The organism is Xanthomonas vasicola pv. musacearum NCPPB 4379, from assembly GCF_000277895.2.
Classification (GTDB): domain Bacteria; phylum Pseudomonadota; class Gammaproteobacteria; order Xanthomonadales; family Xanthomonadaceae; genus Xanthomonas; species Xanthomonas vasicola.
On sequence record NZ_CP034655.1, the window covers coordinates 1559758 to 1580469 of the forward strand.

Genomic DNA, 20712 nt, shown 5'->3' on the forward strand with positions numbered 1-20712 from the left:
ATGCTTGAAAGCGCCCGCTTAGCGGTCGTCGCGCGTCCAGATGCCGTCGTGTTCGCGCTTGACCGGGAATTTCGGCACGGCGGTGTAGGCGGGCGCGCACAATGGACGACCGTCGCGGATATCGAAGCGTGCGCTATGCAACTGGCACTCGATGATGCCGGCAACAGGGTCGAAGGTGCCGGGCGATAATTCGTAGTCTTCGTGGCTGCAGCGGTCTTCCAGCGCATACAGCGCGCCATCGAGGTTGAACACGACGATCGGCGCGTCGGTGACCTCGTCCCAGACGGTCCGCATTTCACCGGGCAGCAATGCGTCGCTGGCGCAGACAAAGGTCCAGGTGTCGCTCACGGCGCTGGCCCGTTCAACTGTTTTTCCAGCACCTCAAAACGCAGATCCTGGCGCAGCGGAATGCCGAAGCGTTCGTCGCCATACGGGAAGGGTTTGACGATACCGGTGCGGCGGTAGCCGCGGCGTTCATAGAAGGCGATGAGTTCACTGCGCACATCGATGACGGTCATGCGCATCATCGGTAGTTGCCATTCGCTGTGCGCAATGCGCTCGGCCTCGGCCAACAGCGTCTTGCCGAGCCCGCTGCCCTGCAGCGATGGATCGACTGCAAACATGCCGAAATACCCAGCGCCGTGGTCGTCGGCGATATGCGCGCAGGCCTGCAGGCGCCCATCCTGTTCGACCAGAAGCACCAGGCTGCGCTCGCGCAGAATATCTTCGCGCAGTACTACAGGGTCGATACGCGCGCCATCGAGAATATCCGCCTCGGTGGTCCAGCCCACGCGGCTGCTGTCGCCGCGATAGGCCGAGGTCACCAGCAGGACAAGGGCGTCGATGTCATCGACGGTGGCGGTGCGGAAAGTGGTGGTCTGCATAGGGGCAGTTTAATCGGGAATCGGGAATCGCTGAAGCTTGAGCGGTTGCATCAGATATGCACGCCAGTTAGTTCGGTGCGCGCAGGATCTGTTGAGCAAGCCCCTCTCCCCTCGGGAGAGGGGTTGGGGTGAGGGTACGGAGCGAAGCGCTCGTGCAGTCGAACAACGCCAGGCTTCGCACGTACCCTCATCCGCCCCTTCGTGGCACCTGCTCCCCCATGAAGGAGGACAATGTCCCGGCGGGAGAAGGAACTGCGACGGCGCAGCGCATTGAAGGGTCTACCACTTACCCAAGCAGCGTCCTCACCTTCTTCAAAGCGGCAACGAAGCGCTCGATCTCGTCATGCGTGTTGTAGAACGCCAGCGAGGCGCGGCAGGTGGCGGCGACACCGTAGTACTGCAGCAGCGGATGCGCGCAGTGTTGGCCGGAGCGCACTGCGACGCCTTCCAGGTCGAGCAGGGTGGCCAAATCGTGCGAATGTGCGCCGTCGATCAGGAACGACACCACCGCGGCCTTGTCGGGCGTGGTGCCGAAGATGCGCAGGCCATCGATGCGCTGCAGCTCTTCGGTGAAGTGGGCGAGCAGCTCGGCTTCGCGCGCTTCCACGTGCGCCAGCCCGACCGACTCCAGGTAATCCACTGCCGCACCCAGGCCGATGAAACCGGCAATGTTCGGTGTGCCGGCTTCGAACTTGTGCGGTACGTCGTTGAAGACGGTGTTCTCGAAGCTGACTTCCTTGATCATCTCGCCGCCGCCCAGAAATGGCGGCATCGCCTGCAGATGTTCGCGACGTGCCCACAGCGCGCCGGTGCCGGTGGGCCCGCACATCTTGTGGCCGGTGATGGCATAGAAATCACAGCCGATGCTGGCCACATCGATGCGCCGATGCGGTGCCGCCTGCGAGCCGTCCACCACGGTGACGATGCCGCGCTTGCGCGCCTCGCGGCAGATCTCGCGCACCGGGTTGACCGTGCCCAGCACGTTGGAGACGTGGGTAATCGCCAGCAGCTTCACCTCCGGCGTCATTGCCTTGCGCAATGCATCCAGATCCAGCGCGCCATCGGGCGTGATTTCGGCCACGCGGATGGTGGCCCCAGTGCGTTGTGCCACCAGCTGCCACGGCACGATGTTGGCGTGGTGCTCCATGCGCGAAACCAGGATCACATCGCCTGCGCCCAGGCGCGGCAATGCCCATGAATAGGCCACCAGATTGATCGCGAAGGTGGTGCCGCTGCACAGCACCAGCTCGTCGGCGCGCACGTTGAGAAAACGCGCGAGCTTGCTGCGCGCGCCTTCGAACGCATCGGTGGCTTCAGAACCCAACGCATGCACGGCACGGCTGACGTTGGCGTTCTGGCGGCGATAGAACTCGTCGGTGGCCGCAATCACCTGCAGCGGCTTCTGGCCGGTGTTGGCGTTGTCGAAATAGATCAGCGGCTTGCCATGTACCTGCCGCATCAACAGCGGAAAATCCAGGCGTACGCGGTCCCAATCGGGCGCCACGCTGTGCGGGACGGCGGGCATATTCATGCCACGCCTGCCGAGTTCAACGCACGGTCCAGCTGCAGTGCCAGCACGGCGCTCAAGGCGGGCGGCAGTACGCGCAAGGGCTCGTGACAGAACGCCGCGCTAAGCAAGCGTTGCGCTTCTTCCTGCGGCAACCCCCGCGAGCGCAGGTAGAACAACGCGTTGTCGTCGAGCTGCCCGACCGTGGCGCCGTGCGCAGCCTGTACTTCGTCGGCATCGATCACCAGCACCGGCTGGGTATCGATTTCGGCGTTGGACGACAGCAGCAGATTCTTGTTGGACAGCCGCGCATCGGTGCCGTCGGCACCTGCGCGGATGCGGATGCCGCCATGGAAGACCACGCGGCTACGGTCTGCGCCCACACCGCGCCATACCAGTTCGCAGGCGGTGTCGCGCGCAATGTGCTCGATGCCCAGGCGCGTGTCGACCTGCCGGCGGCCATTGCCGAGCAGCACGCCATTGGCGGTGAGCTGCGCATTGCTGCCCTCGAGACGGACGTTGAGTTCGTGCCGCGATAGGCCTGCACCCAACTCCAGGTCCACACGCTGGTAGCGCGCGTTGCGCGCAAGGACTGCGTCGGTCCGCAGCAACGAGGTGGCATGCGCGCTATTGGCCTGCATGCGCGCATGCGAGAGCGCTGCGTCCTGCGCCAGATGCACATGCATCACGCTGTTTTCCAGATGTGCGGCGTCGCCCACGTGCAGATGATGCTCGACCACCTGCAACGCAGCGCCGGCACGCACTTCGATCAAGTGGCGGTGATGCCAGGACAGGTCGTGCTCACCGGTCACGCTGACGAACACCAAATGCAGCGGCAGCTCGATCTGCGCACCGTCGCGCACGCGCACCAGCACGCCTTCGTCGGCAAGCGCAGCATTCAGGCGCGCAAAGATTTCGTCGCTGCCGTCGAAGCGGCGGCCCAGCAACTGCTGTGCGTCATCGCCTGCGGCCAGCGACGCCGAGAAGGTGTCCAGCTGCATGCCATCCGGCAAGGGGGACAGGTCGCTCAGCGCTTCGGACGGGCGACCATTGACGAATACCAGACGCGGCGATGGGATGTCGTCCAGCGCGGCAGCATCCACCAGTGCTGGCACCAGCGGAGCGGGCTGGAAGCTGCGACGTTCAAGCTGCCGCAGTGAGGTGTACTTCCAGGCTTCGGCACGCGGGCCGGGCAGGCCAGTTTGCAGCGCGGCATCGAGCTCGGCACGACGGGCATCGTCGCCGCTGAAGCCGCGTGCCAGGGAATCGAGCAGGGCGCTCATCAGGCGGCAACCTCAGGCACCACACGGTCCTTCAAAAAGTGGTAACCGTGCTTTTCCAGTTCCAACGCCAGTTCCGGGCCGCCGCTCTGCACGATACGCCCCTCGGCCAGCACATGCACCACGTCTGGCTTGATGTAGTCGAGCAGGCGCTGATAGTGGGTAATGACCAGGAACGAACGCTCCGGCGACCGCAGCGCGTTGACGCCGTCGGCCACGCTCTTGAGTGCATCGATATCCAGGCCGGAATCGGTCTCGTCCAGGATGGCGAGCTTGGGCTCAAGCACGGCGAGCTGGAAGATCTCGTTGCGCTTTTTTTCGCCGCCGGAAAACCCTTCGTTGACGCCGCGATGCAGCAGCTCATCCTTCAAATGCAGCACGGCCAGCTTCTGGCGCACCAGCTTGAGGAACTGCATCGAATCCAACTCATCTTCGCCACGCGCCTTGCGCTGCGCATTGAGCGCGGCACGCAGAAAATAGGTGTTGTTGACGCCGGGAATTTCCACCGGGTACTGGAAGGCCAGAAACAGGCCGGCGGCGGCGCGTTCTTCTGGCGGCAGATCGAGCAGATCCTTGCCTTCGAATTGCACGGTGCCCGCAGTGACGTCATAGCCGTCGCGGCCGGCGAGCACATTACCCAGCGTGGATTTACCCGCGCCGTTGGGCCCCATGATGGCGTGCACCTGGCCGGGCTGGATGTCCAGCGACAGACCCTTGAGGATGTCTTTGCCGGCGATGCTGGCATGGAGGTTGTTGATTGTGAGCATGGGATTTTCCATCAGATTCTTTTAGCCCCTCTCCCACCGGGAGAGGGGTTGGGGTGAGGGTACGGGCCAGGCGTTGCGCGGTCGGGTGCACGATGCTTCGCTCGTACCCTCATCCGGCGCTGCGCGCCACCTTCTCCCGGGGGTGAAGGGTAGGCGCGTCAGCCGACGCTGCCTTCCAGCGAGACTTCCAGCAGCTTCTTGGCTTCTACCGCGAACTCCATCGGCAGCTCGCGGAAGACCTGCTTGCAGAAGCCGTCGACGATCAACGACACCGCATCTTCCTGGCTGATGCCGCGCGCGCGGCAGTAGAACAGCTGGTCGTCGCTGATCTTGGAGGTGGTGGCCTCGTGCTCGACAGTGGCGCCCGGATTCTTCACCTCGATATAGGGAAAGGTGTGCGCGCCGCACTGCTTGCCGATCAATAGCGAATCGCACTGCGTGTAGTTGCGTGCGCCATCGGCATTACGGTCCACCTTGACCAGGCCGCGATAGGTGTTCTGGCCACGCCCGGCGCTGATGCCCTTGCTGACGATCTTGCTCTTGGTGCGCTTGCCGATGTGGATCATCTTGGTGCCGGTGTCGGCTTGCTGACGATGATGGGTCAGCGCAACCGAATGGAACTCGCCCACCGAGTCGTCGCCAATCAGCACGCACGACGGGTACTTCCAGGTAATGGCCGAGCCGGTTTCGACCTGGGTCCAGGTCACCTTGCTGCGCGCGCCACGGCATTCGGCACGCTTGGTGACGAAGTTATAGATGCCGCCGCGGCCTTCTTCGTCGCCGGGGTACCAGTTCTGCACGGTCGAATACTTGATTTCGGCATCTTCCAGCGTCACCAGCTCGACCACCGCTGCATGCAACTGGTTTTCGTCGCGCATCGGTGCGGTGCAACCTTCCAGATACGACACGTAGGCCTGGTCTTCGCACACGATCAAGGTGCGTTCGAACTGGCCGGTATGGCCGGCATTGATGCGGAAGTAGGTGCTCAATTCCATCGGGCAACGCACGCCCTTGGGGATGAACACGAAACTGCCGTCGGAGAACACTGCCGAGTTGAGGGCGGCGAAATAGTTGTCGCCCACCGGCACTACGCTGCCCAGGTACTGCTTGACGATCTCTGGGTGCTCCTTGATGGCCTCGGACATCGAGCAGAAGATCACACCCTTTTCGGCCAGCTCCTTGCGGAAGGTGGTACCGACCGAGACCGAATCGAACACCGCATCCACGGCCACGCCGGCCAGCTTGGCGCGCTCGTGCAGCGGCACGCCGAGCTTGTCGTAGGTGTCCAGCAGTTCCTTGGGCACATCGTCCAGCGAGGCGTACTTCGGGCCCTTGGGCGCGGAGTAATAGCTCAGCGCCTGGAAGTTGATCGGCGAGATCTGCAGCTTCGCCCACTCCGGCATCGGCATCTTCAACCAATGACGATAGGCCTCAAGACGCCAGTCGGTCATCCATTGCGGCTCGTCTTTCTTGGCCGACAACGCACGGATGATGTCTTCGTCCAGACCGGGCGGGAGCGAGTCGGATTCGATCTCGGTGATGAAGCCGGCGTCGTAACGTCGACCCAGCCGTTCGAGGATCTCGGCGTTCTGCGGAGGAGCAAGTTCGGTGGCCATTGGGCTGCCTACAGGTCAGGTGGTCGCGACGCGCGCGGCGATGGAGCGCCGACGGCTGTCACCAGGGAGGGAGAGGGGCTGCAACATTTGCGCGAGCGTGACACGACGCAAGGCATCGCCGACCACGTCGTTGATCAGGCGCCAGTTCGAGCGCACGCCGCAGCGCTGCGCAATGCCGCACTGGCTGTGGTCCTGGCTGCATTCGGTGATCGCCAACGGGCCTTCCATCGCCTCGACGATCTCCACCAGGGTGATGTCGCTGGCAGCACGCGCAAGCCGGTAGCCGCCGTGTACGCCACGTAAGCCTTCAACCAGACCTGCTTGCGACAACGGCTTGAGGATCTTGCTGACGGTCGGTGCTTCCAGGCCGGCCTGTTCGGCCAACTCGCTTGCGCTGAGCACCTGATCGCAGTGTGCCGCCAGGACGGTCAGCACGACAGTGGCGTAATCAGTGAGTTTAGTGACGCGCAACATGGGAGCGAATCCGAAAGCGGACCGAAATTGTACTCTTTCCAGCAAGGCAGGGCCAATGGCGCGGTTCAGCCTCCGGCAAGCGTGGCCCATTGCGGTAAGTGCTGCGCTTGTGCTTGGCGCATTGGCGTGCTGCGGTCACAATGAGCGGCCCCAACACTGGACCCTTACATGTCGCGCAAAGTTGCCGCCCGCAAGTCACGTATCCACGGCAATGGCATGTTCGCCCTCGCCCCGCTCCGCAAGGGCGAGCGCATCATTCAATACAAGGGTCGCTTGCGCACGCATGCCGAAGTGGATGCGGACGACACCGGCGACGTGGAGAGCGGGCACACCTTTCTGTTTACGCTCAGCGACGATTACGTGCTGGATGCCAACTACGAAGGCAATGTGGCGCGCTGGATCAACCACAGCTGCGATCCCAATTGCGAAGCGGTGATCGAAGAAGCCGAGGGCGACGACCGCCGCAAGGACAAGATCTTTATCGAGGCCAAGCGCGACATCAAGCCCGGCGAAGAGCTCACCTATAACTACGGCATCACCCTGGCCGAGCGTCACACGCCGCGCCTGAAGAAGATTTGGGAATGCCGTTGCGGCTCCAAGAATTGCACCGGAACGATGCTGCAGCCCAAGCGCTGAGCATGAAGGTGGCGTCACGCACTGACGCCACGCATACATTGGTTCACGGGTGCGCAACGGCGCGCTTCCTAGGGTTTAGGCTTCTTTTTACGAGGAGCCCCACATGTCTTATTCGCTCTCCGGCAAGACCGTCGCCGTGCTGGCCACCGACGGCTTCGAGCAATCCGAACTGACCGAACCGAAGCGCCTGCTGGAATCCTGGGGTGCCAAGGTCGAGGTGATTGCACCTGGCGATAGCGCGAAGATCCGCGCCTGGAATCACACCGATTGGGGCGATTCGGTAGGGGTCGATAGGCAGCTCGGTCAGGCGACAGTTGATCCTTATGACGCACTGGTGTTGCCTGGCGGTGTGCTCAATCCCGATACGCTGCGGACCGACAAGCAGGCAATCGCATTCATTCGCGCGTTTTCTATTGCACAAAAGCCGGTGGCTGCGATCTGCCATGGGCCGTGGTTGTTGCTTGAAAGCGACTTGGTCCGCGATCGCCAAGTCACCTCATGGCAGTCGGTGAAGACGGACCTGATCAATGCCGGCGCGCATTGGCAGGATGCCGAAGTGGTGGTCGATGGTCAGCTGATTACCAGCCGCAAGCCGGATGACATTCCTGCTTTCGCCGCTGCTGTGGCAAAGGCATTGTCAGCATAAGTTTGCATAAACACGATCTTGCGTTCGACACAAAAAAGCCCGGCGCTGCTGCGTCGGGCTTTCTAAGGATGGTCTGATCAACGCGACCGGAAAACGAAGCAACCGCATCCGCCGCGCTGAGGGCGCTCAAATCGCCGATTTTTTGCCGGTTTCGGCACGTTTGCGGGGTGTTGCCTGGATTACAGGCACAGCTTCCCCGCAGCAGGCATTAACGCTTTGCGCGTCAGCCACAGATTCGATAGTGCAAACAGCGTCAGCACCTGTGCGGTGTTCTTCGCCAAACCGCGATAGCGCACCTTGACGTAACCAAACTGACGCTTGATCACCCGAAACGGGTGTTCCACCTTCGCACGCAGGCTGGCTTTGGTGTGCTCCCAGCGCTTGGCCAACTTCAGTTCGCGCTTATTCTTGATCTGCTTCAGCTTCGAGGGCTTCTCCGCGATCAGGTAGCGCAGCGTGCGCTTGCCCTTCATCTCATCGCGCTTGTCCAGCCCGGTGTAGCCGCTGTCGCCGCTCACAGTGTCTTCCTTGCCGTGCAGCAGCTTGTGCGCCTGCGTGATGTCCGCTGCGTTGGCCGCCGTGCATTCCACGTGGTGCACCAGGCCCGACTCATCGTCCACCCCGATGTGCGCCTTCATCCCGAAGAAGTACTGGTTGCCCTTCTTGGTCTGGTGCATGTCCGGATCGCGCTCGCCATCCTTGTTCTTGGTCGAACTTGGCGCCGCAATGATCGTGGCATCCACGATCGTCCCGCCCCGCAGACTCTGCCCTTTACGCGACAGGTGCGCGTTGACCCGGTTGAACAGCTTGCGCGCCAAATCATGCCGCTCCAGCAAATGCCGGAAGTTGAGAATCGTCGTTTCATCCGGCACCTCATCCAGCCCGCCGATCTTCGCAAAACGGCGCATCGACACCGTGTCGTACAGTGCTTCTTCCGCCGATGGATCGCTCAGTGCGTACCACTGCTGCAAAAAGTGGATGCGCAGCATCGTCTCCAGCCGATACGGCTGTCGCCCCGGCTGCCCCGACTTCGGGTAGTGCGGTTCGATCAGTGCCAGCAGATCCTTCCACGGCACGACCTGGTCCATCTCGGCCAAGAACACCTCACGCCGCGTCCGCTTGCGCTTGCCGTTGTACTCCGCATCGCCGAAGGTCAGTTGCATCGTCGTTGTCCCGTTGCGTCTGTGTGATTGTCGCAGGATCAAGGGGAGTTGTTCAGAGTTTCCCTAATGTACAGCGTTGTGCGGCAGTCACCATCAACGCTGGGAACGAAGCTGACTTACTTCCCAGACAGCGCGGCCGCCGGCACCATTTGCTCGATATTCTGGTTGAAGTTGACCGCAACCCGCCCGTTCTGGATACCGACCGATTCCACCTGCACTGCGCCTATGACCGATGCAATTGCCGGATCGATCCGATAGATCGGTTCCTTGCGCGCGTAATCGGCTAGCCAGGTATTGAGCAGCTGGCGGGTGCTGTGGTCGAGCTTTGCACCCGCGTGGGCGGGGCGGAAGTCATCGATGCTGGGTTGGTCGAGATAAAAGCCTTGCTTGGCCACGTCGTAGCGTAGCGCGCTGGTCAAGGTCACGTTGCCGACCGGGGCAGGAGCGCCGCCGGCGGTTGCGACGGCAAGATCGAACGCCATCTTCAGGCGATCGCCTGGCGGCAACGACAGCGCCGGGTTGCTGACCGTCATCGCGACCAGTCCGCCCAGCGCGTCGTGTGTTTGCGGGAAGCGGCCACCCAGATATTGCTGCAGGTCGCTGGCCTGCACGCTGATCTGTTTTCCCTGAATCTGCGGCGCGGCCCAGGCGCCGGTGATGGGCATTGCCAAGGCGAGAGCGAGCATGGATCCGGCAAGCGAACGCAGTTTCATCGGGTAACTCCGGCAACAGGTGACATCACATTAGTCGGCGCCGGTGAACCACGGGTTAGCGCAGCACCGGTTGCAGCGTGGCCGAATAGATTTCCCAGCTGTCGCTGCCGGCGCGGGGCTGCAAACGGTATGCGCCAACCAGGCGCTGCGTACCGGTGGTGGTACGCACCGTCAATTGCACCGGCACTTCGATGCGCTGTGGCGGATGCGCCTGATCCAGCGCAATTGGTGGATCGTTGTTGATGCGCAGCGACTGGATATTGCCGATGGCACGCAAGGCAGCATCGTCCGGCACCGGGGAGGGGCGGCCGCCGGTCCATAGTGCATCGGCATCTGCGCGCGCCGCTCCGGGCAACGCGCCGAGATAGCGTTGGACGGTGGCGCTTGCTTGGGCGTAATTGGCCAGCGCGATGGCATCGTTGGGATCAGTCGCAGGTGCTGATGCTGCGGGTGCGTCGCCTGCATTGCCGGTATTTACCGGGTGCGATGCGCTCGCAGCTTGCATCGCCGACGCATCGCTTGCCTGCGGGTCCGCGCTGCGATGACAGCTGCAACCAGACAATGCGGCTGCCACGACAATCATTCCCATCCAGCGCATGGCACGTCCCCTTCCCCGAGGCGCGCAGTGTAGCGGTTACGTGTGGCGATGCGGCCTTCAGACTCCGGTTGCGGGCTGCACGCGCTGTAGGCGTTCCAACAGCAACTGCAGTTTGGGACGCAAGGCGTCCAGTGCGTCGCTGGGTCGTGCGCGTGGGCGAGCGGCCAGGTCTTCCAGCAATTGCGAGCCCACGGTGAGTGCCGCGCATTCGTCGCTGCTCAGGTCGCGGCGCAGGTGTAGCTCTTCGAGCAGGCGCATCCAATCGGCGCGCGAGCGTTGTTCGAATTCGATGGTGCAGCGGTCGTCACAAGGGCGGCCGTCGTTTTCGATAGGCGTGACCGTGATGCGATAGCGTTTGCGGGACATATGGGTCGCGTCGTTCTGGGCTGTGCTCACCATAGGCGCAGGACGCAACCGTCTCGATAGCGCGGGCCATGACGCAGTGTTCCAGCGTGATCAATTTGCCGGGTGTGGTGCGGGTTTGCGCAGGAGCGGCAGCGGATCGTACGCACCGTTGCGTCCATAGACACCATAGTGCAGATGCGGCGGCGTGCCGCGCGCATTGCCCGTGGTGCCGACGATGCCGAGCGCTGTGCCGGGCTCGACCACATCGCCGACGGTAAGGCCGGCAGCCCAGTCATCCAGGTGCGCGTAGTAATGCCGTTCCATCGCCGGACCCAGGAGCCAGACCTGTTTTCCGCCCAGGCCCTGGTCGCGGATGGCGCTGACCACGCCGCGCGTTGCCGCCACCACTGGTGTGCCGCGTGGCGCGAAGATATCCACGCCTGCATGCGTGCGGTCGCGGCCACGGGGTGCGCCAAAGGTGTCGCCAATCTGTCGCGCACGCACGCCTTCCACCGGCAGATGCAATTTCTCAGGCGGCATCTGCGACAGCTCCCAACTGGTACGGAGTTGATTGGCGATCGGCAGTTGCCAAGCCCAGCGCGCGGCCACCCCTAGCACGCACAGCAGGGCAACCGAAACCAGGACGCTGCGCACCCGCCGTGCAGGGCTGCGTGCGGAACCTGGATGTGCGGACGGTGGAGGTGTGTTCGATGGATCGTTCACAGGCACCTGCAGAGGCGAACCAGCATGCAGGGTAGGGCAGCGGCGATGAGCGGTATGTGCTGTGCGATGCAACGCAGTCGCAAAAAAAGGCGGCCCGCAGGCCGCCTTCATGACATCGGATGCGAGCTCGATTAGAGAGCCGCGTCCTTCAACCTCTTCATCAGGCGGGGCTTGACCTTGGTGGTCGCCGACTTGGCGGCAAAGATCTGCTCTTCCTTGGTGAACGGGTTGATGCCCTTGCGCTTCGGCTTTGCCGGCACGTGCACGGTGGTCAGCTTGAGCATGCCCGGGATGGTGAAAGTGCCGACGCCCTTCTTGCTCAGCGAGGCGTGTGCGGTGGCTTCCAGCGACGCCAGCACGGCGCGCACGTCCTTCGGAGCCAACTGGGTGCTTTCGGCAATGTGCGCGACCAGGCCGGTCTTGCTCAGTGCTTCCTTGATCGGCTTGGGCGCAGCGGACTTGGCAGCAGCGGCCTTGGCCGGCTTTGCGGTCTTGGTTGCGGCGACCTTTTTCACTGCCTTCTTGGGGGCAGCCTTCTTAGCGGCGGTTTTTGCCATGAGTGATGTGTTCCGTATTCGTTGGTGGTGATGGGTCTGCCGACCCAGTCGGCAACGCGAAATGTAGGGCAAGTGCTGCGCGCCGCCAATAGGCAAACGATGAAACAACACGAAAAAAGCGTCTTTCGACGGGGATTCGTTCACCAGCGGCAGAAAAAACGCACAAAACGCATCGCCTTGACCACGCAATGCGCGCGTTCGCTGCATGTCTGACGCATAGCAGCAGATCGTTTGCGCGAGGAAAGACAGTTGCGCGCCTGCGTGGTGATGGTGCAAACAGCCGATGCGGCCAGCTATTTAGCAGTGCGTGTGACAGGAACATGCGCCGTCGATGTGATTGACATCGATTGCAAGCGCTGGCTCGCGCTCCATCAACAGAAATGTAGGGGTTTCTAGCGCCATGCGGCGTTTCTTCTCTACTTGCTCTGTGCCGACCTTGTATTGGCCAAGGGCGCAGGCGCTACGGCCAGGGAGTCGTCTCGTTTTCCTCTTGCAGTGCACGCCGTGCCGAGCAGGCGCGCGTAAGACACGCGCAGGTTTTGCTGCGTCTCACTAATCATTGGCAGCCGACAAACTGCGGCCGCGTTCGGTAGCTGCGGCAATTGCGTTGGCGGTCAGCGCTTCGAAGCCGCCGGCCTGGAATGTCTCGATGGCGGCGTGGGTGGTGCCGTTGGGCGAGGTCACGCGGCGACGCAAGACATCCGGTGCTTCGCCCGATTCGGTGAGCATGCGTGCGGCGCCGAGTAGCGTTTGCAGCACCAGCGTGCGCGCGGTGTCGGCGGGCAGGCCCTGCGCTTGCGCGGCAGCTTCCATTGCTTCGGCCAGCAAAAAGACATAGGCCGGTCCGCTGCCGGAGACCGCGGTCACTGCATCCATCTGCGCTTCGTCGTCGATCCAGATGGTGACGCCGGCGCTGTCCAGCAGTCGGGTTGCCTGCTGGCGTTGCGCGTTGGAGACGCGTGCGTTGGCATACAGCCCGGTGACGCCGGCACCGAGCAGGGCAGGCGTGTTGGGCATCGCGCGCACTACCGCGACATCGCCGCCCGACCAGCGTTGCAACTGCGTGGCGGTGATGCCGGCAGCGATGGAGACCAATAGCGGTTGTTGTGCCTGGGCTAGATCGGCCAGCTGCGCGCAGACTGTTGGCAAGACCTGCGGCTTGACCGCCAACACCCATGTCGCCGCAGCGTCGACTGCGGCGCGCGCATCTTCAACGACCTGCACGCTGAAGTCGCGCGCCAGTGCATCGCGCAGCTCAGCCACCGGTTCGGTCACACGAATGTTGGCAGCCGGTGTGCCTTGCCGGATCAGCCCGGCAATCAGGCTGCGCGCCATGTTTCCGCCGCCGACGAAGGCGATGCGCGCAGTGTCGGAAGATGAGGAAGAAGGCGTGGACGCGACAGGCGTGGTCATTGCAGAACCTTTAATAAGAGATCGATGAGGGGGATGCGATGCGATCAGGCGGAGGCAGCCGGAGCCTGGCCGCGCGCGCCGAACAAGGCTGTGCCTACGCGTACCATGGTGGCGCCGGCCGCGATCGCTTCGGCAAAATCCGAGCTCATGCCCATCGACAAGGTGTCCACCTGCCGGTGACGGGTTTTGAGCTGCTCGAACAGCGCCTGCATGCGCGTAAACGCGGCCTGGCGTCGTGCCTGCTCGGGAAATGGAGCAGGGATCGCCATTAGCCCGCGCAGCTGCAAGCGCGGCTGCAGTGCGATCGCCTCGGCCAGGCTATCGATCGCCTCCGGCGCGCATCCGTGTTTGCTGTCCTCGTCGTCGATGTTGAGCTGGATCAGCACATTCAAGGGCGCGCGGTCGTCCGGGCGGTGGCGTGCCAGCAGCGGAATCAATTTGGCGCGGTCCACCGTCTGCACCCAATCGAAGCACTGGCTGGCCAGTTCGGCCTTATTGGATTGCAGGTGGCCGATCAAATGCCATTCCAGCCCCAGCGCACGCAATTGGGCGATCTTGGCCTCGGCTTCCTGCACGTAGTTTTCGCCGAAGGCGCGCTGGCCTTGCGCGGCCAGCCCGGCCACAGCCTCGGCCGGCTTGGTCTTGGAAACCGCCAGCAGCCGTACGTCGGTACGCGCATGTGCGGCAGCGGCGGCGTGGATGGCGTCGAGAATTTGCTGCAGCGACGAAGCCGGCACGTGGCATTCCGGAGAAGGATGGGAGGGCTATAGTGCCGCCCGCCGCCCTTTCCTTCCAGCTGACGGCTTGCCGTGCGTACATTGATACGACGGCGCCGCGCCTATATGCACGTTGTGTCTGGGCGCGCGGTTAGCCTCAAAGCCCCAGCTCCTCTTCAGTAGCTAGGCGTCCGGCTGGGGCACAGGCGTCTCGTACAATTCCGACCAAGACCCCGACTCAAGTGGAGGCCGCGGCAGCGCAGACGCCGCGCCCGGCAGGCGCTCCGCCCGTACCGGGCGCAAGGCAACCGTTTCAGCCAGCCCCACCCGCGGCCGGCCTGAAGCGGCCCGGGCCGCTTCCCGCCAGCAGCCAGAACGCTATACTGCCGGCCGGGGAGTACCTTCCAATCGCAGCCTAGGGGAAAAGCAGCGCATGGATATCGCTGAACTATTGGCGTTTTCTGTCAAGAACAAGGCATCGGACCTGCACCTGTCTGCAGGGCTGCCGCCGATGATCCGTGTCGATGGCGATGTCCGCCGCATCAATATTCCGGCGCTGGACCACAAGCAGGTGCACGCGCTGGTCTACGACATCATGTCGGACAAGCAGCGGCGCGATTACGAGGAATTCCTCGAAGTCGACTTCTCGTTCGAAATTCCGTCGCTGGCGCGTTTCCGCGTCAATGCGTTCAACCAGAACCGCGGCGCCGGTGCGGTGTTCCGTACCATTCCGTCCGAAGTGCTGACGCTGGAAGACCTGGGCTGCCCGCCGATTTTCCGCCAGTTGATCGACCAGCCGCAGGGCCTGATCCTGGTGACCGGCCCGACCGGTTCGGGCAAGTCGACCACGCTGGCCGGCATGATCGACTACATCAACAAGAACGAATACGGGCACATCCTCATCGTCGAGGACCCGATCGAATTCGTGCACACCTCGCAGAAGTGTCTGATTAATCAGCGCGAAGTGCACCGCGATACGCACGGCTTTAACGAAGCGCTGCGCTCGGCGTTGCGCGAAGACCCCGACATCATTCTGGTCGGCGAATTGCGCGACCTGGAAACCATCCGCCTGGCGCTCACCGCTGCGGAAACCGGCCACTTGGTGTTCGGCACCCTGCACACCAGCTCGGCGGCCAAGACCATCGACCGCATCATCGACGTGTTCCCGGCCGGCGAGAAGCCGATGGTGCGCTCGATGTTGTCCGAATCGCTGCGCGCAGTGATTTCGCAGGCGCTGCTGAAGAAGGTCGGCGGCGGACGTACCGCAGCGTGGGAAATCATGGTCGGCACCCCGGCCATCCGCAACCTGATCCGCGAGGACAAGGTGGCGCAGATGTATTCCTCGATCCAGACCGGCCAGCAATACGGCATGCAGACGCTCGACCAGCACCTGCAGGACCTGGTCAAGCGCAGCCTGATCACGCGCAACCAGGCGCGCGAGTACGCCAAGGACAAGCGGATATTCGAGTAGCAGGGATTGGGGATTCGGCATTGGGGATTCGCAACGGCGATTTCCCGGCCGGACCCCGCTCTTGCGAATCCCGAACTCTACTCCCGAATCCCTGCTCCAGAGGAGCACGCCATGAGCACCATCGACTTCACCTCCTTCCTCAAGCTGATGGCGCATCAGAAGGCGTCGGACCTGTTCATCACCTCGGGAATGCCGCCGGCCATCAAGGTGAATGGCAAGATCAGCCCGATCACCCAGACGCCGCTGACTGCGCAGCAGAGCCGCGATCTGGTGTTGAACGTGATGACGCCCTCGCAGCGCGAGGAATTCGAAAAAACGCACGAGTGCAACTTCGCCATCGGCGTGTCCGGGGTCGGACGTTTTCGCGTGAGCTGCTTCTACCAGCGTAATCAGGTGGGCATGGTGCTGCGCCGGATCGAAACGCGCATCCCCACCGTGGACGAGCTGAGCCTGCCGCCGGTGATCAAGACGCTGGCGATGACCAAGCGCGGCATCATCATCTTCGTTGGCGCCACCGGTACCGGTAAGTCGACTTCGCTGGCTGCGATGATCGGCTACCGCAACCAGAATTCCACCGGGCACATCATCACCATCGAAGACCCGATCGAGTTCGTGCACAAGCACGAGGGTTGCATCATCACCCAGCGCGAAGTCGGCATCGACACCGACAGCTGGGAAAACGCGCTGAAAAATACCCTGCGCCAGGCGCCGGACGTGATCATGATCGGCGAGGTGCGCACCCGCGAGGGCATGGATCACGCGATCGCCTTCGCCGAAACCGGCCACCTGGTGCTGTGTACGCTGCACGCCAACAACGCCAACCAGGCGATGGACCGCATCATCAACTTCTTCCCGGAAGATCGCCGCAACCAGCTGTTGATGGATCTGTCGCTCAATCTCAAGGGCGTGGTCGCGCAGCAGCTGATTCCGACGCCGGACGGCCGTAGCCGCCGCGTGGCGATGGAAATCATGTTGGGCACGCCGCTGGTGCAGGATTACATCCGCGACGGCGAGATCCACAAGCTCAAGGAGATCATGAAGGAGTCCACCAACCTGGGCATGCGTACCTTCGATCAGAGCCTGTTCGAGCTCTACCAGGCCGGCGAAATCAGCTATGAAGACGCGTTGCGCTACGCCGACTCGCAGAACGAGGTGCGCCTGCGCATCAAGCTGTCGCAAGGTGGCGATGCCAAGACCTTGTCTCAGGGCCTGGATGGTGTGGAGATTGCCGAGGTTCGATAAGGACTGCGGCAGTCACGCAGGACGTGCAGTAGGTAAAGATTCCAACCCGGCCCGCAGTGGGGCGAGATCTGATCGCGGGTGCCAAGTGGACGAGCCGGTCGCGGTGGTATTGCGCCATTGAACTGGAAGCTGGCTTTGCGGTTGGTCGCACGCATCGCACCGGATGACTTAAGCCCGGCTGCGCTGCGCACCGGCGTGCTGAGGTTTCAGATGTCACCGCGCCAGCCGATAGTGTTTAATGTCCGCACCCCACTGCAGTCCCCACCCGTGAGCCTTCCCGATTCCGATCTCTGTCCGGAGCAAGAGCCGTTGCCCGACGACGGCGCCGTGGTGACATCCGGTCCGTTAACCCCGCCGCCTGATTCGGCTGGGACTGCCGCCGACGACCACGCTTTCCATCATTCGGTTGTAGAGGATGTGCAAGGCATGGTGTTGGCGACCCTGGTCGCATCGCTTGGTCTGGCCATCTTTGCCAAGGGTGGCTTGATGATCGGTGGCATGGCGGGCGTGGCCTTCTTGCTGCACTACGCGCTGCACTGGCATTTCGGGCTGGTGTTCGTGTTGGTCAATCTGCCGTTCTACTGGCTGAGCGTGCGCCGCATGGGCTGGGAATTCACCTTGAAGACCTTTGTGGCGGTGGGTGCATGCGGGGCGCTCACCGACCTGCTGCCGCGCTGGGCCGAGTATGCGCACGTCGAGACGCTGTTTTCGGCGATCGTCGGTGGCGCGCTGGCGGGGTTGGGCATCCTGTTCTTCATTCGCCATCGCGGCAGCCTGGGTGGCATCGGCATCCTGGCGGTGTACCTGCAGCGCGAGCGTGGCTGGAGTGCCGGCAAGGTGCAGATGAGTTTCGACGCGATGTTGATGCTGGTCGCATTCTTCGTGCTGACGCCGGATAAGGTGCTGTATTCGGCCATCGGCGCGTTGATGCTGAGTTTGGTGCTGATGTTCAATCACCGCCCGCATCGTTATATGGGTCTGTAACGTCTGCCGACGACCGCTTGAGTGGTAAACAGGCCGCGAGCAGTTACCAGATGGGCGTGGCTGGGCACAGGAGCCCGAGCGTGCGAGTGGTGCATGGCGCTGCGAGTATTATCCGCGTGCACCTGGGCGGCGCAGTTGGTTTGTTCGCTGTTCTAAGTGCCTTCGCGTGGCGGGCAATCGGTAGGCAATTGCAGCCGTTGCATCAAACCGCGCGCATCGAACGGCGCATGCACCTTCATGTCGTTGTCGAAGTAGCAGTAGACATCGCGCGAGGCGCGCTTGCGCGCAGGTGCGCCGACGCGTGCCGCATCGTCCGGTTCGCCGCCGCTGGCCCAGGCGGCAATGCGTGCCGCCCAGCGATCTAAGGCACTATCGCTGTAGCCGCTGGCGTACAACTGTGCATCGCCATGCAGACGCAGATAGACGAAATCGGCGCTGACGTCTTCCAGATACGGAAATTTCCCCGCAGTGTCGGCAACTATCACGGCAACATTGTGCCGCCGCAGCAGACGCATACAGGCCAGATCGCAGAAGCTGTCGTGGCGCACTTCCAGTGCGTGACGGATCGGCCGCTGATGATCGATCGCCAGTGCGCTACGGCCCTGCATCAGCGCAGTGTCGCGCTTGTGCGCCAGTGCCAGTGCCACCTCGCTATCGCGCGGCAGGCTGCTCAGAAACGCATCCAGCAGATCGGCATCGAAACGTAATGTTGGCGGTAGCTGCCACAGGATCGGTCCAAGTTTGGCGCCCAGCCGCAGCACACCGGAGGCGAAGAAGTTGGCCAGCGCCTGGTCGCAATCGCGCAGGCGCTTCATATGGGTGATGAAGCGTGGACCCTTGACCGAGAAGACAAAGTCGTCCGGCGTTTCGTCATGCCAGCGCTGGAAGCTTTCCGGACGCTGCAGGGAATAAAACGAGCCATTGATTTCCACACTGGGAAAGCAACCTGCGGCGTACTCGAGCTCGCGCCGCTGGGCCAGGCCGGCTGGATAAAACGTGCCGCGCCAGCGCGCATAGCGCCAGCCGGAAATGCCAATACGAATCGCCATGTCGCGAGCATTTCGTGTGCGGTGTGCAAGAGGTGTCTAGCCGCGCTGGACCGTGCGCGTTCTTTTGGGCTTGTGCGCCTGTATCCACGGTGGTGCCAGTGGCTGGATCTGCGCAAACACCGGGCAGTCGGCATGGTGCGCACCGGGCAGGTAGCCTAGGCTCATCAGGAACTCGCCGGTGATTTCGCCGCCGGTGAAGCGGAAGGTCTTCTTGAACAGCTTGATCCAGGCCGGTTTGTCAAGCGGATGGTGTGCGTCCAGCCACTGCGCGAAGCTGCCGTGCGTGGCGCGCAAGCTCTGGGTGACCTGTGCGTTGTGAATTGCCGCCAGCACCTTGAGGCGATTGCGGATGATGCCGGCATCGCCCATCAACCTGGCGATGTCGGCGTCGCCGTACGCGGCGACGGTGTCCACGTCAAAGCCGTCATAGGCCTGCTGGAAATTGACACGCTTACGCAGGATGGTTTCCCAGCTCAGTCCAGCCTGGTTGATTTCCAGCACCAGTCGCTCGAACAATTCGCGTTCGTCGCGCTGCGGAAAGCCGTATTCGTGGTCGTGGTAGTGCCCATGAACCGGATGGCCCGGGGCGATGCTGCAATAACCGCTCATGAGTGTGCCTGTGATGGTGGAGCAGGAGGCGAATCGCATGCCGGCAGCGGCGACATCGGGGCGACGAAGCAACTGGCGGATTGATCGGTTCGCCATTTGCACAGCTGCACCGCTTTCGGCTGCATCACCACTTGCACCCGTTGCGATCAAGCTGAACGCGCTGGTCAGGTGCAGCAGATGGACAACGGCAAAGCGCGCTGCCCCGGAAGCATTGATCGCTGCAAGGTGCCAGCAAACCCCAGTATGGCAGCAGCTCTGCGCGCGGCGAAGCGAACGGCTAGAATGCGGCCATGTCTGTTTTGTCCACGCCTCTGGCCAACCAACTGCTGATTGCGCTTCCGGCGCTGTCCGACCCCACCTTTTCGCGCAGCGTCGCGCTGATCTGCCAGCACGACGAGAACGGCGCCATGGGCGTGCTGGTCAACCGACCCTCCGAATACACCTTGGGCGAAGTGTTGGCGCAGATGGGCATCGACACCGACGATGAGCCGCTGCGCGAGCAGATCGTGCTCAGCGGCGGGCCGGTGCACCCGGAGCGCGGCTTTGTGATCCACGACGATGCGCGCGAATGGGATTCCAGCCTGGAAGTGGGGCAGGGCGTGTTCCTGACCACCTCGCGCGACATTCTTGAGGCCATGGCGGCCGGCAACGGCCCGCGCAATGCGCTGGTGGCGCTGGGCTGCGCCGGTTGGGGCGCAGGCCAGCTGGAATTCGAACTGGGCGAGAACAGCTGGCTCACCGCGCCGTCGGATGCCAATGTGCTGTTCGCCACCGCGCTGGAAGATCGCTGGCAGACCGCCGCCGGGCGTATTGGCGTGGACCTGTTCCGGCTTACGGATTATTCCGGGCATGCCTGAGGCGGGCGTGATCCGTTCCGATGGCACGGTACTGGGCTTCGACGTGGGGTCGCGCCGGATCGGCGTCGCTGTCGGCACGGCTCTCGGTGCGGGCGCGCGTGCGGTCGCCGTCATCAACGTGCATGCCAGCGGCCCCGACTGGGTTGCGCTGGACCGCGTGCACAAGGAATGGCACCCCGACGGCCTGGTAATCGGCGACCCGCTGACACTGGACGACAAAGACCAACCTGCACGCAAGCGCGCGCATGCGTTCGCCCGCCAACTGCGCGAGCGTTACGCGCTGCCGGTTGTGCTGATCGACGAGCGCTCCAGCTCGGTTGAGGCCGCGCAGCGTTTCGCGCGCGAGCGCGCCGATGGGCGCAAGCGCCGCCGCGATGCCGAAGCGCTCGACGCCATGGCCGCTGCGGTGATCGTCGAACGCTGGTTGGCTGCCCCCGACCAAGCCACCCTTCTTCCTTGACT

24 protein-coding genes are annotated in these 20712 nt (G+C 63.0%); 7 read left to right on the plus strand and 17 right to left on the minus strand.

Annotated features, from left to right (window positions below; all coding sequences use genetic code 11):
- Positions 1-18: 18 nt before the first annotated feature.
- The 7 genes from KWO_RS07315 to KWO_RS07350 all read right to left on the minus strand — a co-directional run bounded on the left by KWO_RS07315 (position 19) and on the right by KWO_RS07350 (position 6528).
- Positions 19-348, minus strand: a complete 330-nt coding sequence (locus KWO_RS07315) for a non-heme iron oxygenase ferredoxin subunit (protein ID WP_010369290.1) — start codon at positions 346-348, stop codon at positions 19-21.
- Positions 345-884 (minus strand): GNAT family N-acetyltransferase, encoded by a 540-nt coding sequence (locus KWO_RS07320; protein WP_010369292.1) that lies wholly within the window; start codon positions 882-884, stop codon positions 345-347. The genes KWO_RS07315 and KWO_RS07320 overlap by 4 nt, the downstream gene beginning before the upstream one ends.
- 286 nt (positions 885-1170) lie before the next feature.
- Entirely contained in the window at positions 1171-2415 is a 1245-nt protein-coding gene (locus KWO_RS07330) for a cysteine desulfurase (RefSeq protein WP_010369296.1), read from the minus strand.
- Positions 2412-3674 (minus strand): Fe-S cluster assembly protein SufD, encoded by a 1263-nt coding sequence (sufD, locus tag KWO_RS07335; RefSeq protein ID WP_010369297.1) that lies wholly within the window; start codon positions 3672-3674, stop codon positions 2412-2414. Before sufD ends, KWO_RS07330 begins: the two co-directional genes overlap by 4 nt.
- On the minus strand, positions 3674-4438 hold the full coding sequence (gene sufC, locus KWO_RS07340) for a Fe-S cluster assembly ATPase SufC (RefSeq protein WP_010369299.1): 765 nt from the start codon (positions 4436-4438) through the stop codon (positions 3674-3676). The genes sufD and sufC overlap by 1 nt, the downstream gene beginning before the upstream one ends.
- Positions 4439-4596: 158 nt before the next feature.
- Complete coding sequence (gene sufB / locus KWO_RS07345; protein ID WP_010369301.1) at positions 4597-6054, minus strand: Fe-S cluster assembly protein SufB; 1458 nt, start codon at positions 6052-6054, stop codon at positions 4597-4599.
- A gap of 15 nt (positions 6055-6069) precedes the next feature.
- Complete coding sequence (locus KWO_RS07350; RefSeq protein WP_010369303.1) at positions 6070-6528, minus strand: SUF system Fe-S cluster assembly regulator; 459 nt, start codon at positions 6526-6528, stop codon at positions 6070-6072.
- Between the two features lie 168 nt (positions 6529-6696).
- On the opposite strand from KWO_RS07350, the gene KWO_RS07355 reads away from it, so the two are divergent.
- Positions 6697-7164, plus strand: a complete 468-nt coding sequence (locus KWO_RS07355) for an SET domain-containing protein (RefSeq protein WP_003487757.1) — start codon at positions 6697-6699, stop codon at positions 7162-7164.
- A gap of 103 nt (positions 7165-7267) precedes the next feature.
- Complete coding sequence (locus KWO_RS07360; protein ID WP_010382134.1) at positions 7268-7810, plus strand: type 1 glutamine amidotransferase domain-containing protein; 543 nt, start codon at positions 7268-7270, stop codon at positions 7808-7810.
- A 179-nt stretch (positions 7811-7989) separates the two neighbouring features.
- On the opposite strand, the gene KWO_RS07365 is transcribed toward KWO_RS07360, so the two are convergent.
- The 8 genes from KWO_RS07365 to KWO_RS07400 all read right to left on the minus strand — a co-directional run bounded on the left by KWO_RS07365 (position 7990) and on the right by KWO_RS07400 (position 14059).
- Positions 7990-8973 (minus strand): IS5 family transposase, encoded by a 984-nt coding sequence (locus tag KWO_RS07365; protein ID WP_017113471.1) that lies wholly within the window; start codon positions 8971-8973, stop codon positions 7990-7992.
- A 116-nt stretch (positions 8974-9089) separates the two neighbouring features.
- Entirely contained in the window at positions 9090-9686 is a 597-nt protein-coding gene (locus KWO_RS07370) for a YceB family lipoprotein (protein WP_010380684.1), read from the minus strand.
- A gap of 55 nt (positions 9687-9741) precedes the next feature.
- Entirely contained in the window at positions 9742-10284 is a 543-nt protein-coding gene (locus tag KWO_RS07375) for a hypothetical protein (RefSeq protein ID WP_010369310.1), read from the minus strand.
- 57 nt (positions 10285-10341) lie between these two features.
- Positions 10342-10683 carry a DUF3861 domain-containing protein gene (locus KWO_RS07380; protein ID WP_017112486.1) on the minus strand — a complete coding sequence of 114 codons (342 nt, stop codon included), beginning with the start codon at positions 10681-10683 and terminating at the stop codon, positions 10342-10344.
- Positions 10684-10740: 57 nt separating this feature from the next.
- Positions 10741-11364 (minus strand): M23 family metallopeptidase, encoded by a 624-nt coding sequence (locus KWO_RS07385; protein ID WP_173399559.1) that lies wholly within the window; start codon positions 11362-11364, stop codon positions 10741-10743.
- Positions 11365-11483: 119 nt separating this feature from the next.
- Positions 11484-11909, minus strand: a complete 426-nt coding sequence (locus KWO_RS07390; protein WP_010380693.1) for an HU family DNA-binding protein — start codon at positions 11907-11909, stop codon at positions 11484-11486.
- Positions 11910-12461: 552 nt separating this feature from the next.
- Complete coding sequence (gene proC, locus KWO_RS07395) at positions 12462-13322, minus strand: pyrroline-5-carboxylate reductase (protein ID WP_017112485.1); 861 nt, start codon at positions 13320-13322, stop codon at positions 12462-12464.
- A 44-nt stretch (positions 13323-13366) separates the two neighbouring features.
- Complete coding sequence (locus KWO_RS07400) at positions 13367-14059, minus strand: YggS family pyridoxal phosphate-dependent enzyme (protein ID WP_010380700.1); 693 nt, start codon at positions 14057-14059, stop codon at positions 13367-13369.
- 412 nt (positions 14060-14471) lie between these two features.
- Here KWO_RS07400 and KWO_RS07405 point away from each other — a divergent pair, with 412 nt between their 5' ends.
- The 3 genes from KWO_RS07405 to KWO_RS07415 all read left to right on the plus strand — a co-directional run bounded on the left by KWO_RS07405 (position 14472) and on the right by KWO_RS07415 (position 17735).
- Positions 14472-15509 carry a type IV pilus twitching motility protein PilT gene (locus tag KWO_RS07405; RefSeq protein WP_010380703.1) on the plus strand — a complete coding sequence of 346 codons (1038 nt, stop codon included), beginning with the start codon at positions 14472-14474 and terminating at the stop codon, positions 15507-15509.
- Positions 15510-15620: 111 nt separating this feature from the next.
- Positions 15621-16751 carry a PilT/PilU family type 4a pilus ATPase gene (locus tag KWO_RS07410; protein ID WP_010369335.1) on the plus strand — a complete coding sequence of 377 codons (1131 nt, stop codon included), beginning with the start codon at positions 15621-15623 and terminating at the stop codon, positions 16749-16751.
- Between the two features lie 309 nt (positions 16752-17060).
- Entirely contained in the window at positions 17061-17735 is a 675-nt protein-coding gene (locus KWO_RS07415; RefSeq protein WP_017112484.1) for a YitT family protein, read from the plus strand.
- Positions 17736-17887: 152 nt separating this feature from the next.
- Here KWO_RS07415 and KWO_RS07420 read toward each other — a convergent pair whose 3' ends face one another.
- Complete coding sequence (locus tag KWO_RS07420) at positions 17888-18784, minus strand: DUF72 domain-containing protein (protein WP_010369342.1); 897 nt, start codon at positions 18782-18784, stop codon at positions 17888-17890.
- Positions 18785-18820: 36 nt separating this feature from the next.
- Entirely contained in the window at positions 18821-19393 is a 573-nt protein-coding gene (locus KWO_RS07425; RefSeq protein WP_010380707.1) for a DNA-3-methyladenine glycosylase I, read from the minus strand.
- A gap of 290 nt (positions 19394-19683) precedes the next feature.
- Between KWO_RS07425 and KWO_RS07430 the strand changes: the two genes are divergently transcribed.
- Positions 19684-20250, plus strand: coding sequence for a YqgE/AlgH family protein (locus KWO_RS07430; protein ID WP_010369349.1), 567 nt, complete (start codon positions 19684-19686; stop codon positions 20248-20250).
- Entirely contained in the window at positions 20243-20710 is a 468-nt protein-coding gene (ruvX, locus tag KWO_RS07435; RefSeq protein WP_010369353.1) for a Holliday junction resolvase RuvX, read from the plus strand. The genes KWO_RS07430 and ruvX overlap by 8 nt, the downstream gene beginning before the upstream one ends.
- Positions 20711-20712: the final 2 nt, after the last annotated feature.